Origin of the sequence: Belnapia rosea (assembly GCF_900101615.1) — a bacterium.
In the GTDB taxonomy this organism is placed as follows: Bacteria; Pseudomonadota; Alphaproteobacteria; order Acetobacterales; family Acetobacteraceae; genus Belnapia; species Belnapia rosea.
In genome coordinates this window covers 14,162-26,318 of sequence record NZ_FMZX01000005.1, presented here as the reverse complement: position 1 = coordinate 26,318, position 12,157 = coordinate 14,162, and the positions used below count along the sequence as shown (strand labels likewise).

Sequence of the window (12,157 nt, the reverse complement as noted above, 5' to 3'; positions counted from 1 at the left end):
ATTACGCGCCGGCCGCCTGCATAGTTCTTGCTCCGCTGCAGCGCGGCATTCAAGTGACGCTCATGCGGCCAGGCGCAAACCCGCACCCGCCTCGGTCAGCACCTCCATGACGCCGATCACCTGGCCGAGATTTCCGGCGACGAGATGCACCATCTCCTGCGGCATCGCCTCCAGCACCAGCTCGACCGCCATGGTCTCGCCCTGCCGCTGAGCCGTCATGCTGTCGGCGGTGAGGTCGCGCTTGGCGAGCGGCTGCAGCAGGCGCGGCAACAGGCCCGGGCTGCTATCGGCAAGCACGCGGAATCGAACGGAGACAAGGGAGGAGCTGCACATGGGAGAAGGTTCCGAACCGTGGCGAAGGGTGTGGGCAGGGACATCCCGGCGGCGCGGACGCGCCGTACCCACGGCGCGGCTCAGGCAGCCGGGCCGGTAATTCGCACAGTACGGGTGAAGCGGAACCTCATGCAGGGCACCCTAGCCCGGCCCATCCGGCTTGGCCAGCCCCGATCTCGGCTCACGGCCAGCGCCAGGTCTCGATGCGCGCCAGCGGCAGGCCCGCCAGGGTCAGCCTCTGCCGGTCGAGGGTCAGCGGTACCTCGATCCTCGGCGGCCCGCCTTCGGGCGGCACCCGCCCGAGCAGCCCGGCCATCACCCGCGCGCCCGCCGCACCACGCGGCGCCAGCATCCCGGCCGCCGCCAGCGCGTCGAGCGCCGCCTCCGCCCCGGTAAGCCGCAGCGTCCCCGCGCCCATCGGTTGCAGCGCCTGGTCGAGCGCCAGCGTCGCGTCGAGCGCCGCCGTCACCGGTCCCCAGCGCAGGTCGAGGCGCCGCAGCGCCAGCGTGCCCCCGCCATCCCGCCAGCTGGCGGCACGCGCCGCAAGGCTGGCCGGCGGCGGCATCGGCCCAGTAAGTACCGTATCCAGCGCCAGCCCCTCGATCCGCGGGCCGAGCGCTGCCAGCGCTACCGGCAGGTCCACCCCATCCAGCGCGCCACGCAGGCCGAGCGCCGGCTCGCCCTCCAGCGCCCCCTCGCGGGTTTCGAGGTCGAGCCACAGCGCCGCGACCCCGATCTCGCCCATCCGCAGCCCCGCGCCCCGGATCGTCGCCTCGCTCGGCAGGGCCCGCCGCTCCACCGGCAGGCTGGCCGAGAGCGCCCCGGCCTGCACCGGCCAGTCCCCTTGGCCGAGCCGCAGCCGGTGCTCGCCTGCCATGTCGACCACCAGCCGCCCCGGCCGGGCGAGGGCGAGGCGGAGCTCGATCGAGGCTGCCCGCCAGTCCACCGCCTCCCGCGCCAGCCGGAACGCCGGCAGACGCAGCCGCACCGCCAGCGGCCAGCCGGCTCGCACGGGCGCACCATGCTCCACCACCCAGCCTTCGGTCCGCCGCGCCGCCTCCCAGGCGGCGAGGTTGGCCTCCACCTGCCCGGCCATCCAGCGCCAGAGCAGCGCATGGCCCACCCCGAGCAGGACCAGCAGGGCCAGCACAGCGAGAAGGAGGCGGGGGAGAAGGGCAGGGCGCGGCTTGGCTGGCATGATGCCGGGCGATATATCCCGCCCCCGCACGGCACGCGAATGGCCGCGCCCCGGACCCGCGATGCCCGATACCCTCCCCGAACCGCCGCTCTACGTCTTTGCCTATGGCTCGCTGATCTGGCGCCCCGGCTTCACCCATGAGGGCATGCACCCGGCCCTGCTGCGTGGCTTCCACCGTCGCTTCTGCCTCACCAGCCGGCATTACCGCGGCACGGCGGAGGTGCCCGGCCTGGTCCTCGGCCTCGACCGGGGCGGCGCCTGCCGCGGGGTCGCCTTCCGCGTCGCGGCCGGCCAGGCGGAGGCTGTGCTTGCCTATCTCGATGCGAGGGAGAACCTGGCGGGCGAGGCGGTCTATACCCGCCGTCGCCTGCCGGTCCGGCTGCTGGACAGCGGGCGCATGGTCCATGCCGTGACCTATGTGGCGGATCGCCGCCACGGCGCCTATTGCCGGCCGGAGGCGGAGGTCGCCGCCGCCACCATCGCCCGCGGGGTCGGCCAGGCGGGGGCGAATCGGGACTACCTCATGAACACCGTGCAGCACCTGCGCGCCCTCGGCATCCGCGACGCCGCGCTCGACCGGATCGCGGCCCTGCTCCCACCAGCTTCGGAGACGGTCTGACGGGGTTGGGCGCCATGTCTGCCACCGTACCGAGCGGCAGATTGTCTTAAACGGCCCCCGAGTCACATCCGTAAATCGTCCACAATCCGGCCAAGCTGTTCAATTTAGGCCCGAATCAATGCTGCGGCGCGTCCCCAGGCCAGGGGAGGGCCTGTGACTATTCACGATATTACATCGAAAAATCAGTAACTTAGCCTGTGCAATCCGCGGTGGATGAATGGCGCGGAAAGGCGTCGGGCCGGGGAAAAGCGCGCCCTGGCAGCAGCTTGCGATGCCTTGCTTGCCTCACGGGGCAGCGGTCTGCACCAGTTCATCCACGGAGTTATCCACAAGCCCGCGAGCCATCAGCCGGTCGGTCTCTCGCTCGATCACCGTCTCGAGCTGCTGCATCAGGACCGGCCGGGGCAGGCCTGCCGGCAGCGGCGGCAGCACGGTGACCGAGATCACCCCCGGCCGCTTGAGGAAGGCCCGCCGCCCCCAGAGCATCCCGCTATCCGTCGCCACGGGGATGACGGGCAGGCCGGTGGCCGAGGCCAGGGCCGCGATCCCCGGCTGGTAGGGGCTGTGCTGTCCCGGCGCGACGCGCGTGCCCTCGGGGAAGATCACCAGCTGCCGCCCCGCCGCCGCCGCCTCCTTGCCCGCCTTCAGCAGGTGCCGCATCGCCGCCCCGCCGGCCGCGCGGTCCACCGAGATCATCCCCGCCTTGGCGACCAGGAAGCCGTAGAAGGGGATGCGCAGCAATTCCTGCTTCAGCACATAGCAGCAGCGCGGCACCAGCAGCAGCCAGATGATGGTATCGAGCGCCGACTGGTGCTTGGCGGCGATCAGCGCCGGGCCGGATTGCGGCAGGTGCTCCTGCCCCGTCACCTGCAGGCGGATGCCGCAGATGAAGCGCAGCTCCTGCACCACCAGCCAGGCCCAGAAGCGGATCGGCGGCATGGTCCAGTGGCTCGGCGCCAGCAGCACGGGCGTCGCCAGCACGGCCACCAGCGCCGTGCTGGTGAAGAAGGCGATATTGAACAGGACGGAACGAAGCCAGATCATCGGGGCGGGTCCAGGGGCAGGCCGAGCAGGTAGGGCAGTCCGGCCCAGGCTGCGAGGAATTTCAGATACTCGCCCGCCAGCAGCGACCAGGTCCGCGCCCGCCCGCCGGCGGCCGGGTCGCGCAGCCGCGCCGGCACCACGGGGTGCGCCACCAGTTCGATCTCGGGCAGGCTGCGCCGCAGCTCCAGCAGGGCGCGTGGCATGTGATACCCCGCCGTGACCACCCGAAGCGAGCGGAGTTGCGCCGCCCGCGCCCATTCCGCGATTTCCCGCGCATTGCCCCGCGTGGTCGTGGCCCGCGGCCCGAGCGCCACCCGGTCGGCCAGCGCCTCCGGCTCCATCGCCGCCAGCCGCGCCACATCGGCCAGCGTGACCTGCGGATGGACCCCCGAGACCAGCAGATGTTCCGCCCGCCCCTCGCGCAGCAGGCGCAGCCCGGTCTCCACCCGCTCCGCCCCGCCGGTCAGTACCGCGATGCCGTCGGTCTGCCGCCCCGGCTCGGCCGGCCCGCGCGCCACCACCAGCAGGAACCAGCCGAAACCGAGCAGCAGCAGGGCGAAGCTCAGCACCGGCGCCAGCACCAGCAGCCGACGCCGGCGGCGCCAGCGCGGCCGGCGAAGCGCCTCGCTCACGGCAGCCGCCGCAGCCAGCGCCGCACGGTGACCTGCGCCGTCACCCAGCCGAGCGCCGCGCCGAGCAGCGGCAGCAGGGCGAGTTCCGCCCAGGGCAGGCTGGCCCAGGGCAGCGCCGCCAGCGAGGGGGCCGGCTGGCTGCCGAGCAGCGGCGCCGCCAGGTCGGCGAAGCCCGCCAGCACCGGCACCGCCAGCAGCGTGCCCAGCAGCGCCCCGGTTCCCACCAGCAGCCCGGCCCGCTGGCCGAAGCGCCCGGCGATATCCGCATCCGTCGCCCCCAGGTCGTGCAGCAGGGCGATCGCCGATCGCCGCGCCGCGATCCCCGCCCGCACCGCCACGGCAACCACCGCGGCGGCGATCCCCGCCACCAGCACGAGCGCCGCCAGCGCAACCGCCTGCAGGCTCCGCGCCAGCGCCACCAGCCGCGCCACCCAGACGCCGTGCGACTCGACGGTGCCTCCCGGCACGGCGGCGCCGATCCGCCCCGCCAGCACCTCCGGCGAGGCCGGCAGCTCCGCCAGCCGCAACTCGATCACCAGGGGGAGGGAGACGGCCGGCGCCTCGCCCAGCCAGGGCCGCAGCAGCGCCTGCATCCGCGCCCCATCCATCACCCGCGCCTCGGCCACCTCGGGCATGGCGTCGAGCGCCGCCAGCGCCCGCTCCAGCCGCCCGCCCGTGGCGGCCGAGGGCGGCAGCTGCACCGTCATCGCCGCCGCCGCGCCCGCCTCCCAGCGGGCCGTCAGTTCGGCCGCGCCCCGCGCCCCGGCCAGGGCGAGCGCCGCCAGCAGCGCCATCGCCGCGACCAGCGCCGGCAGCAGCCGGTCCGACAGGGCCCGTCGCAGGCCGAGCGGGTCGCGCCCCCGGCTCCGCCGCAGCCTCGGGGTGGCCAGGCGGGACGGCTCAGCCATGGGCCACCAGCCGCCCCTCATCCATGCGCAGCGCCGGCGCGGGATGTTCCGCCACCAGCGCCTCCGCATGGGTCGCCACCACCACCGTGGTGCCGAGCCGGTGCATCTCCCGCAGCAGGGCCAGCACCCGCCGTGCCTGCACGCCGTCGAGATTGCCGGTTGGCTCGTCCGCCACCAGCAGGGCCGGGCGCATCACCACCGCCCGCGCCAGCGCCACCCGCTGCTGCTCGCCGCCCGAGAGCGTCGCCGGCAGCGCACCCGCCTTCTCGGCAAGCCCGGTCCAGCGCAGCATCTCGGCCACATCGGCCCGCAACTGCGCCTCCCCGCGCCCGGCGACCCGCATCGGCAGCGCCACGTTGTCGAAGACGGTGAGGTGCGGCAGCAGCCGGAAATCCTGGTACACCACGCCGATCCGCCGCCGCAGCGCCGGCAGCGCGCCCCGCCGCAGCTGCGACAGCCTCTGGCCCAGCACCTCCACCTCGCCCCGGCTCGGCCGCAGCGCCAGATGCATCAGGCCGAGCAGCGAAGATTTCCCGGCGCCCGAGGGCCCGAGCAGCCAGTGGAAGCTGCCCTGCGGCAAGGTGAAGCTGACATCGCGCAGCACCTCCGGCGCCGGGCCCTGCGGCCCCAGGCCGGACGGCCCGGCATATCGCAGCCCGACATCATCGAAGCGCACCATGGGGCCGGACAATGCCGCCGGCGGGCCTGCACGCCAAGGGCCGCCAGAGCCATGACGCCGGACCCATCAAGCGGATGCTTGCCGCGCGGGGCCGCGGCCCGCACATTGCGCCATCGATGCGCATCCAGTGCCCGCAATGCCAGGCCGCCTATGAGGTCCCCGACACGCTGATCGGGGCCGGACGCCTGCTGCGCTGCGTGAAATGCCGCCACGAATGGCGCGAGGGCGCCGCCGCCGAGCCCGTGCCCGAGCCGCCCGCCCCGGCTGCCCCCTCGGGCCGGGCCGAGCCGGCCCCGCCACCGATTCCCATCGCGCCCCGCCCGCCGCAACCGATTGCCCCGCCGCTATCGGCCATGGTCCCGCACCGTGGCGGGCTGGCGCTGGCCGCCGCCTGGACCGCCTCCGGCCTGCTCCTCCTCGGCTTCGTCGCCGCGCTGCTGCTGTGGCAGGCGCCGATCGTCGAGGCCTGGCCCCCCGCGGCGCGGCTCTACCTGTTGCTCGGCCTGTCCCTGCAGGGGTGAGGCGGCGCCTCCGGGCCTATCGCAGCAACGGCCCGACCAGCAGCAGCACCCCGAACCCCGCCACCGCCGTCGCCCCGATCCGCGGAACCACCCCGGCGACGCCGCGCCGCGCCGCCGCCCGGCCCAGCAGGGCGCCGAGGGCGATCCACCCGACCGCCACCGCGGCCAGCAGCGCGAGGAAGCCCAGCATGTAGGGCAGCACCGGCGCCTTGCCGAAAGGCACGATCCCCAGCGCGAAGATAACCGCCTTAGGGTTCAGCAGCGTCGTCAGGAAGAGCTGCCCCGGCCGCACCAGCCCCGCCCCGGCCACCGCCCCCACCATTCCCCCGGCCCCGCGCCGCCACAGCCGCCAGGCGAGCAGCAGCAGATAGGCCCCGACCGCCGCCCGCAGCGCCGCCGCCAGCAGCGGCTGCCCGGCCATCACCGGCCCCAGCACCAAGCCGAGCGTGAGGATGGCGATCGAGTAGCCGGCCGCCTCCGCCGGCACCAGGGCGAGGGAGCGTCGCACCCCCACCATCGCGCCCGAGGTGGCGAGCAGGGTGTTGGTCGGCCCAGGAGTCGCCAGCACGGCGAGCACGGCAAGGGCGAAGAGCAGCGGGTTGTCCATGAGGCCCCGTCGGCAATAGCCGGGTGGCCTTAATCCGGGCCGGCCGCCATCGCAACCATCGCCTCAGGCATGGCCGATCGGCCCGAAGGCATCCTGGCTGGTCGCCGTCACCACCGCGGCGAAGAGGCGCAGCGCCTCCGGCCCGCCGCGGTCGCTCAACGTGCCGTGCTCCATCTCCAGCGCCAGCAGCCTCGCATGCTCGGCCAGCGTCTCGGTCGCACGGCGCAGCGCTTCGCGCGAAAGCGCGAGCTGCAGATCCTCGGTCAGCAGATTCCAGTCGGCGGGGGGCATAGGATTTCCCGATCCCTGACGCCCTTCTGGCGGAGGTCATCACAGCCACCTCATGGTGGCCCCGCAATCTTCGCACCCGCCCCCTAATTCTTCCTTAGCGGCGCCGTCACAGGAAGCGGAGCCGCACGGCCCCCAGCGGGCCGAACTCGGCCACCACCTCGCCAGGCCCCTCCAGCCAGATCGGCGGCGTCACCGAGCCGAGCCAGACCACCTGGCCCGCCCGCAGCCCGCCGAATTCCCGGGCCGCGCCGGAGCCCGCCAGCCAGGCCAGCGCCGCGAAGGGATGGCCGAGCAGGTCCCGCCCATGGCCGGACCCCACTACCCGGCCGCCGACATGGAAGACGCCCTGCACCGCCGCGAGGTCGAGCCCCCGCCACCCCTCGGCCGGCGCGCCGAGCACCCCCGAGGCATGGAAGACCTGGTCCGCGATCAGGGTCGGCGTGCCGAGCTCGCCGAGATCGCCATAGCGCCGCTCGACGATCTCGATCGCCGGGAAGACCTCGGCGACCGCCTCGGCCGCGGCCTCCCGCGTGCAGGGGCCCGCCGGCAGGTCGCGGCCGAGGCGCACGCCGATCTCGCATTCGACGCCGGGGTTGAGGAAATCGGCGAAGCGGAACCCGGCGCCACCGGGGTTGAGGCTGCCCTGCGGCACGAAGCCGGCCGCCGGCCCGGCCAAGCCGAGATACTCCTGCATCTGCCGCGTGGTGGCGCCGATCTTGAAGCCGGCCGGCGGCACGGCACCCAGCCCCTCGGCCACCTTGCGCTGCAGCGCATAGCCCGCCGCCTCATCGGCCGGCGCGCTGGTGCCGAGCGGCGCCAGCACCCGCCGCGCCCGCCTCGCCTCGAGGATTGCCTCCACCGCAGCGTCCATGCCTGGTTCCTCCCCTTCGGGGTTTGCGTCAGCTCCGCCCCAGCTCGTACAGCGCCACCGCCGCCGCGGCCGAGACATTGAGGCTTTCCATCTCCGGCGCGATCGGCAGGCGGCAGAGCTCGTCGCAGCCCTCCCGCGTCAGCCGGCGCATGCCGTCGCCCTCGGCGCCCAGCACCAGCGCCACCCGCCGCCCGCCAAGCCCCGATTGCGCCAGCGTCACCGGCGCCGCGCCGTCCAGCCCGACCACCCAGAGCCCGGCCTTCTTCAGCTCGTCCAGTGCCCGCGACAGGTTCACCACCCGCACCACCGGCACGATCTCGAGCGCGCCGGAGGCAGCCCGCGCCAGCGCCCCCGTCTCCGGCGGCGCATGCCGGTCCTGCATCACCAGCGCCGCCGCACCGAAGGCCGCGGCCGAGCGCAGGATGGCGCCGATATTCCTCGGGTCCGTCACCTGGTCGAGCACCAGCACCGGCCCCGGCCCATGCTCCACCGCGCGGTCGAGCGTCAGGTTCGGCAGCGGCTCGACCAGCAACGCGGCGCCCTGGTGCACCGCATCCTCCGGCAGGAAGGTGCCGAACCGCCCGCGCTCCACCCGCTCCGGCGTGATGCGCCAGCGCTCGCCGAGCCGGGCGGCCAGCGCCTCCTCCGCCTCCTCCGTCGCCAGCAGCCGCTTCAGCCGCCGCGCCGGGTTGGCAAGCGCCGCCGCCACCGCATGCAGCCCGTAGAGCCAGAGGGTCCCGCCGGCCTCGCCCCGACTTTCACCGCGGGCCCCGCCGCGCGCCTCCGGCTGGGACGGGCGGCGGGGGGAGGGGGAGGGCGGGCTCGATCGGCGCATCCGGTCATTTGGCCCGCGCCCGCCCCGCTGTCCACATGGTTGCTGTCCTCTGGCCGGCGCCATACCCTCCGCGCCGGGATCAGGAATGCCGCGCATGCAGAGGATTACGCCCGCCACCCTCAAATCCTGGATCGGCGATGGCGCGGAGCTCGCCATCCTCGATGCGCGCGAGGATGGCGAATTCGGCCGCTCGCACCTGTTCTGGGCCAATCCCTGCGGCCTTTCCCGCGCCGAGCAGCGGGCCCGCGCCATCCTGCCGCGCCCCGGCACCCGCATCGCCTGTGTCGATGGCGGAGAGGGCGGCCTCGCCGAACGGCTCGCCGTCTATCTGGAGGGTATCGGCTGCACCGATGTCTCGGTGATGGAGGGCGGCACCCCGGCCTGGGCGGCGGCCGGCTATGTCCTCTTCTCCGGCGTCAACGTGCCCTCCAAGGCCTTCGGCGAATGGGTGGAGCACCATTACCACACCCCCTCCATCGACCCGGCCGAGCTGCAGGCGATGCGCGCCTCGGGCGAGCCCATGGTCATCCTCGACAGCCGCCCGATGGACGAGTTCCGCCGCATGTCGATCCCCGGCGCCATCGACGTGCCGGGTGGCGAGCTGGTCTACCGCATCGGCGAGATCGCGCCGGACCCGGCCACCACCATCGTGGTGAATTGCGCCGGCCGCACCCGCAGCATCATGGGCGCCGAGAGCCTCCGCAGCGCCGGCCTGCCGAACAAGGTCGTGGCGCTCCGCAACGGCACCATGGGCTGGGAGCTGGCCGGCTTCGCCTGCGAGACCGGCCGGACCGACAGCTACCCCGCCGGCACGCCCGGCAGCCTGCCGACGGCACTCGCCCGCGCCACGGATTTCGCCGCCCGCGCCGGGGTGCGCAGCCTGGACCGCGCCGGCCTGCCCGGGCTGCTGGCCGATACCAGCCGCACCACCTACCTGCTCGATGTGCGGGACCCGGCCGAATACGCCGCCGGCCACCTGCCCGGCAGCCGCAGCGCCCCCGGCGGCCAGCTGGTCCAGGCGACCGACCAATGGGTCGCCGTCCGCGGTGCCCGCATCGTCCTGGTGGACGATACCGGCGTCCGCGCCCGCATGACGGGCGGCTGGCTCCGCCAGCTTGGCCAGTGGGAGGTCCATGTGCTGGAGGATGGGCTCGCCGGGCCGCTCGAGACCGGCCCCTGGCGCCCCGCATGCCCGGAGGCCGATGCCATCCGCCCGGAGGCCGTCACCCCCGCCGAGCTCGCTGGCCTGCTGGACGAGGGGGGTGCCCGGGTCGTCCAGCTCTCCCGCTCCATCGATTTCCGCGAGGCGCATATCCCGGGCGCCCTCTGGGGCGTCCGCACCCGCCTCTCGGCGCTCGCCCCCCGCCTCGCCGGGGACCGCCCGGTGGTCGTCGCAGCGCCCGATGAGGCCACCGCCCGCCTCGCCATCCCCGAGCTGCAGGCGCTGGTCGCCGCCCCGGTGCGGCTGCTGGCCGGCGGCCTCGCCGCCTGGCGCGAGGCCGGGCTGCCGCTCGCCGCCAACCGCCGCACGCCCGAGGATGCGGACTGCATCGACACCTATCTCCGCCCCTATGACCGCAACGAGGGCGTCGAGGCGGCCATGCATGAGTACCTCTCCTGGGAGATCGACCTGGTGCATGAGGTGGCCCGCGACGGCGACGCCCGCTTCGGCCAGGTGTGAACCCAGTCGTGAGCGGCGCGCTCGCCCGCCTCGGCACCCGCCTGCTGGATGCCGTGCTGCCGCCCCACTGCCTTACCTGCGAGGCGGAGGTCGGCCAGCAGGGCACGCTTTGCGGCGCCTGCTTCAGCGGGCTTTCCTTCCTCACCGCCCCGCTCTGCGAGCATTGCGGCGTGCCCTTCCGCCAGGCGGCGATGGGCCCGCTCTGCCCCGCCTGCCGGGCGAGGCCGCCGGCCTTCGCCGCCGCCCGCGCCGCGCTGCGCTACGATGCCGGCGCCCAGCGCCTGCTGCTGCCCTTCAAATATGCCGACCGGACGGAGCTCGCCGGCCCGCTCGCCCGCCACATGGCCCGCGCCGGCGCCGCCCTGCTGGACCGCGCCGAGCTCATCGCCCCGGTGCCGCTGCATTGGCGCCGCCAGCTCGCCCGCCGCTACAACCAGGCCGGGCTGCTCGCCGCCCGGCTGGCCCGCCTCTCCGGCAAGCCCTATGCGCCCCGCCTGCTGCGTCGCATCCGCCGCACGGTGCCGCTCGGCGAGCTGGGCGCCGCCGAGCGGGAGGCGGCGCTGGAGGGCGCCTTCGCCCTCGGCCGTGGCACCCCCGCCCGCATCGCCGGCCGCCGCGTGCTGCTGGTGGATGACGTGCTGACCTCCGGCGCCACCACGGAGGCCTGCGCCCGGCTGCTGCTGGCCGGCGGTGCCGCGGCGGTGGAGGTGCTGGCCGCCGCACGCGTTCCTGATCCGCGTATCGAGAATGCGATAACCGGGGCTTAACCCGAATCGGCGAGGCTCCCCGTGTCCCCCAGAACGGAAGGATGCGGCAATATGCCCGAGACCTCCGAGCCCACCCCCCCTGAACAGCCGGCGGCGGAGCCCTGTCCCTTCACCATCCCGGCCCCGCCCCGGCATCCCATCTCCAGCCGCCGCATCGCGCCGGAGCCGGTGGTCGAGCCGCGCCCGGCCACCCTCCGCAACACCGAGGATGAGATCGACCTGCGCGATTTCGCCCTGGCCCTGGCCCTGGTCTTCGCCCCGGCCGCCATCCTGCTCAGCTTCGCCATCCTGCCGGGACCTTGAACCAGGGGCCCTTGACCGGCGAGGGTCGGCTGCCAAGCTCCATGCCATGCCCAAGGTCGAAATCTACACCATCCTGTTCTGCCCCTATTGCGACCGCGCCAAGGCGCTGCTCGACAAGAAGGGCGTGGCGTTCGAGGAGATCGACGCTCCCACCGGTTCCCAGGCGCGGAAGGACGCGATCGCCCGTTCCGGCGGCCGCACCACCGTCCCGCAGATCTTCATCGACGGGAAGCCGATCGGCGGGTCGGACGACCTCACCGCACTCGACCGCACCGGCAAGCTGGACCCGCTGCTGGCTGCCGCCTGAGCCGGCGCTTGGCACTCACCGGGGAAGAGTGCCAAACTTATGGGATGGGCCAGGCCGCGGGATATCGCGGGGCCAGGGATGAGCGGGGATGATCCATTACGATCTGCGCTGCGGTGCAGGCCATGACTTCGACAGCTGGTTCAAGGACAGCGAGGCCTTCGCCAGCCAGGCCAGGGCGGGCTTCGTCGAATGCCCGGTCTGTGGCTCGAAGGATGTCAGCAAGCGGCTGATGGCCCCCGCCATCCCGAAGAAGGGCCGGATCCGTGCCAAGGAGGCGCCGCCGCCCGAGGCCGCCGCCCAGCCCCCGGCGGCCCCCGCCGCCCCGCCGCCACCGCCGATCCCGGCCCAGATGGTCGCCCTTCTCCAGCGCGTCCGCGCCGAGGTCGAGAAGAAATGCGACTATGTCGGCCGCGACTTCGCCGAGGAGGCGCGGAAGATCCATCGCGGCGAGAGCGAGCGCCCCGGCATCTATGGCGAGGCCTCCGAGGCCGATGCCGAGGCGCTGCGCGAGGAGGGCATCGAGGTCGCCCGGATCCCCTGGGTGCCGCTGGCCGACTAGCC

The 12,157-nt window shown here is 74.2% G+C and carries 17 protein-coding genes; 7 read left to right on the top strand and 10 right to left on the bottom strand.

The features are described 5' to 3' along the window. Window positions 1-60 precede the first annotated feature (60 nt). Window positions 61-297, bottom strand: a complete 237-nt coding sequence (locus BLR02_RS11850; RefSeq protein ID WP_245704747.1) for a hypothetical protein — start codon at window positions 295-297, stop codon at window positions 61-63. 217 nt (window positions 298-514) lie between these two features. After that, on the bottom strand, window positions 515-1,531 hold the full coding sequence (locus tag BLR02_RS11845; RefSeq protein ID WP_090663307.1) for a DUF2125 domain-containing protein: 1,017 nt from the start codon (window positions 1,529-1,531) through the stop codon (window positions 515-517). A 61-nt stretch (window positions 1,532-1,592) separates the two neighbouring features. Here BLR02_RS11845 and BLR02_RS11840 point away from each other — a divergent pair, with 61 nt between their 5' ends. After that, complete coding sequence (locus BLR02_RS11840) at window positions 1,593-2,150, top strand: gamma-glutamylcyclotransferase (RefSeq protein WP_090663491.1); 558 nt, start codon at window positions 1,593-1,595, stop codon at window positions 2,148-2,150. A 285-nt stretch (window positions 2,151-2,435) separates the two neighbouring features. On the opposite strand, the gene BLR02_RS11835 is transcribed toward BLR02_RS11840, so the two are convergent. Genes BLR02_RS11835 through BLR02_RS11820 form a run of 4 tightly spaced genes read right to left on the bottom strand, consistent with a single transcriptional unit; the run spans window position 2,436 to window position 5,413 of the window. Then, complete coding sequence (locus BLR02_RS11835) at window positions 2,436-3,194, bottom strand: lysophospholipid acyltransferase family protein (RefSeq protein WP_090663305.1); 759 nt, start codon at window positions 3,192-3,194, stop codon at window positions 2,436-2,438. After that, the gene (locus BLR02_RS11830; protein ID WP_176849526.1) at window positions 3,191-3,826 is read right to left on the bottom strand and encodes a YdcF family protein; all 636 of its coding nucleotides are present in this window, start codon (window positions 3,824-3,826) and stop codon (window positions 3,191-3,193) included. Before BLR02_RS11830 ends, BLR02_RS11835 begins: the two co-directional genes overlap by 4 nt. Further along, window positions 3,823-4,734, bottom strand: a complete 912-nt coding sequence (locus BLR02_RS11825) for a cell division protein FtsX (RefSeq protein ID WP_090564085.1) — start codon at window positions 4,732-4,734, stop codon at window positions 3,823-3,825. The genes BLR02_RS11830 and BLR02_RS11825 overlap by 4 nt, the downstream gene beginning before the upstream one ends. Then, window positions 4,727-5,413, bottom strand: a complete 687-nt coding sequence (locus BLR02_RS11820) for a cell division ATP-binding protein FtsE (protein WP_090663303.1) — start codon at window positions 5,411-5,413, stop codon at window positions 4,727-4,729. The genes BLR02_RS11825 and BLR02_RS11820 overlap by 8 nt, the downstream gene beginning before the upstream one ends. 116 nt (window positions 5,414-5,529) lie before the next feature. On the opposite strand from BLR02_RS11820, the gene BLR02_RS11815 reads away from it, so the two are divergent. Further along, window positions 5,530-5,934: a zinc-ribbon domain-containing protein gene (locus BLR02_RS11815; protein WP_176849525.1), complete on the top strand. Its 405-nt coding sequence runs from the start codon at window positions 5,530-5,532 to the stop codon at window positions 5,932-5,934. 16 nt (window positions 5,935-5,950) lie between these two features. Here BLR02_RS11815 and BLR02_RS11810 read toward each other — a convergent pair whose 3' ends face one another. The 4 genes from BLR02_RS11810 to rlmB all read right to left on the bottom strand — a co-directional run bounded on the left by BLR02_RS11810 (window position 5,951) and on the right by rlmB (window position 8,538). Beyond that, complete coding sequence (locus tag BLR02_RS11810; RefSeq protein WP_090663299.1) at window positions 5,951-6,541, bottom strand: lysine transporter LysE; 591 nt, start codon at window positions 6,539-6,541, stop codon at window positions 5,951-5,953. 63 nt (window positions 6,542-6,604) lie between these two features. Continuing rightward, complete coding sequence (locus BLR02_RS11805) at window positions 6,605-6,832, bottom strand: hypothetical protein (protein ID WP_090663297.1); 228 nt, start codon at window positions 6,830-6,832, stop codon at window positions 6,605-6,607. Between the two features lie 106 nt (window positions 6,833-6,938). Beyond that, the gene (locus BLR02_RS11800) at window positions 6,939-7,703 is read right to left on the bottom strand and encodes a 2-keto-4-pentenoate hydratase (protein ID WP_090663295.1); all 765 of its coding nucleotides are present in this window, start codon (window positions 7,701-7,703) and stop codon (window positions 6,939-6,941) included. A gap of 28 nt (window positions 7,704-7,731) precedes the next feature. Continuing rightward, window positions 7,732-8,538, bottom strand: coding sequence for a 23S rRNA (guanosine(2251)-2'-O)-methyltransferase RlmB (gene rlmB, locus BLR02_RS11795; protein ID WP_090564096.1), 807 nt, complete (start codon window positions 8,536-8,538; stop codon window positions 7,732-7,734). Window positions 8,539-8,632: 94 nt separating this feature from the next. On the opposite strand from rlmB, the gene BLR02_RS11790 reads away from it, so the two are divergent. The 5 genes from BLR02_RS11790 to BLR02_RS11770 all read left to right on the top strand — a co-directional run bounded on the left by BLR02_RS11790 (window position 8,633) and on the right by BLR02_RS11770 (window position 12,155). Next, complete coding sequence (locus BLR02_RS11790) at window positions 8,633-10,219, top strand: rhodanese-like domain-containing protein (protein ID WP_090663490.1); 1,587 nt, start codon at window positions 8,633-8,635, stop codon at window positions 10,217-10,219. 8 nt (window positions 10,220-10,227) lie between these two features. Then, window positions 10,228-10,986 carry a ComF family protein gene (locus BLR02_RS11785; protein WP_090663293.1) on the top strand — a complete coding sequence of 253 codons (759 nt, stop codon included), beginning with the start codon at window positions 10,228-10,230 and terminating at the stop codon, window positions 10,984-10,986. A 51-nt stretch (window positions 10,987-11,037) separates the two neighbouring features. Beyond that, entirely contained in the window at window positions 11,038-11,289 is a 252-nt protein-coding gene (locus tag BLR02_RS11780; protein ID WP_090663291.1) for a hypothetical protein, read from the top strand. A 46-nt stretch (window positions 11,290-11,335) separates the two neighbouring features. After that, window positions 11,336-11,596, top strand: a complete 261-nt coding sequence (gene grxC, locus BLR02_RS11775) for a glutaredoxin 3 (protein ID WP_090564102.1) — start codon at window positions 11,336-11,338, stop codon at window positions 11,594-11,596. An 88-nt stretch (window positions 11,597-11,684) separates the two neighbouring features. Beyond that, the gene (locus BLR02_RS11770) at window positions 11,685-12,155 is read left to right on the top strand and encodes a DUF1178 family protein (RefSeq protein WP_090663289.1); all 471 of its coding nucleotides are present in this window, start codon (window positions 11,685-11,687) and stop codon (window positions 12,153-12,155) included. The last annotated feature ends 2 nt before the right edge of the window (window positions 12,156-12,157 follow it).

Excerpts from the sequence above, each read along its gene's own strand:
- BLR02_RS11845 (WP_090663307.1), bottom strand. The coding sequence starts at position 1,531 with ATGCCAGCCAAGCCGCGCCCTGCCCTTCTCCCCCGCCTCCTTCTCGCT.
- BLR02_RS11840 (WP_090663491.1), top strand. The coding sequence starts at position 1,593 with ATGCCCGATACCCTCCCCGAACCGCCGCTCTACGTCTTTGCCTATGGC.
- BLR02_RS11835 (WP_090663305.1), bottom strand. The coding sequence starts at position 3,194 with ATGATCTGGCTTCGTTCCGTCCTGTTCAATATCGCCTTCTTCACCAGC.
- BLR02_RS11825 (WP_090564085.1), bottom strand. The coding sequence starts at position 4,734 with ATGGCTGAGCCGTCCCGCCTGGCCACCCCGAGGCTGCGGCGGAGCCGG.
- BLR02_RS11820 (WP_090663303.1), bottom strand. The coding sequence starts at position 5,413 with ATGGTGCGCTTCGATGATGTCGGGCTGCGATATGCCGGGCCGTCCGGC.
- BLR02_RS11815 (WP_176849525.1), top strand. The coding sequence starts at position 5,530 with ATGCGCATCCAGTGCCCGCAATGCCAGGCCGCCTATGAGGTCCCCGAC.
- BLR02_RS11810 (WP_090663299.1), bottom strand. The coding sequence starts at position 6,541 with ATGGACAACCCGCTGCTCTTCGCCCTTGCCGTGCTCGCCGTGCTGGCG.
- BLR02_RS11805 (WP_090663297.1), bottom strand. The coding sequence starts at position 6,832 with ATGCCCCCCGCCGACTGGAATCTGCTGACCGAGGATCTGCAGCTCGCG.
- BLR02_RS11800 (WP_090663295.1), bottom strand. The coding sequence starts at position 7,703 with ATGGACGCTGCGGTGGAGGCAATCCTCGAGGCGAGGCGGGCGCGGCGG.
- rlmB (WP_090564096.1), bottom strand. The coding sequence starts at position 8,538 with ATGCGCCGATCGAGCCCGCCCTCCCCCTCCCCCCGCCGCCCGTCCCAG.
- BLR02_RS11790 (WP_090663490.1), top strand. The coding sequence starts at position 8,633 with ATGCAGAGGATTACGCCCGCCACCCTCAAATCCTGGATCGGCGATGGC.
- BLR02_RS11780 (WP_090663291.1), top strand. The coding sequence starts at position 11,038 with ATGCCCGAGACCTCCGAGCCCACCCCCCCTGAACAGCCGGCGGCGGAG.
- grxC (WP_090564102.1), top strand. The coding sequence starts at position 11,336 with ATGCCCAAGGTCGAAATCTACACCATCCTGTTCTGCCCCTATTGCGAC.
- BLR02_RS11770 (WP_090663289.1), top strand. The coding sequence starts at position 11,685 with ATGATCCATTACGATCTGCGCTGCGGTGCAGGCCATGACTTCGACAGC.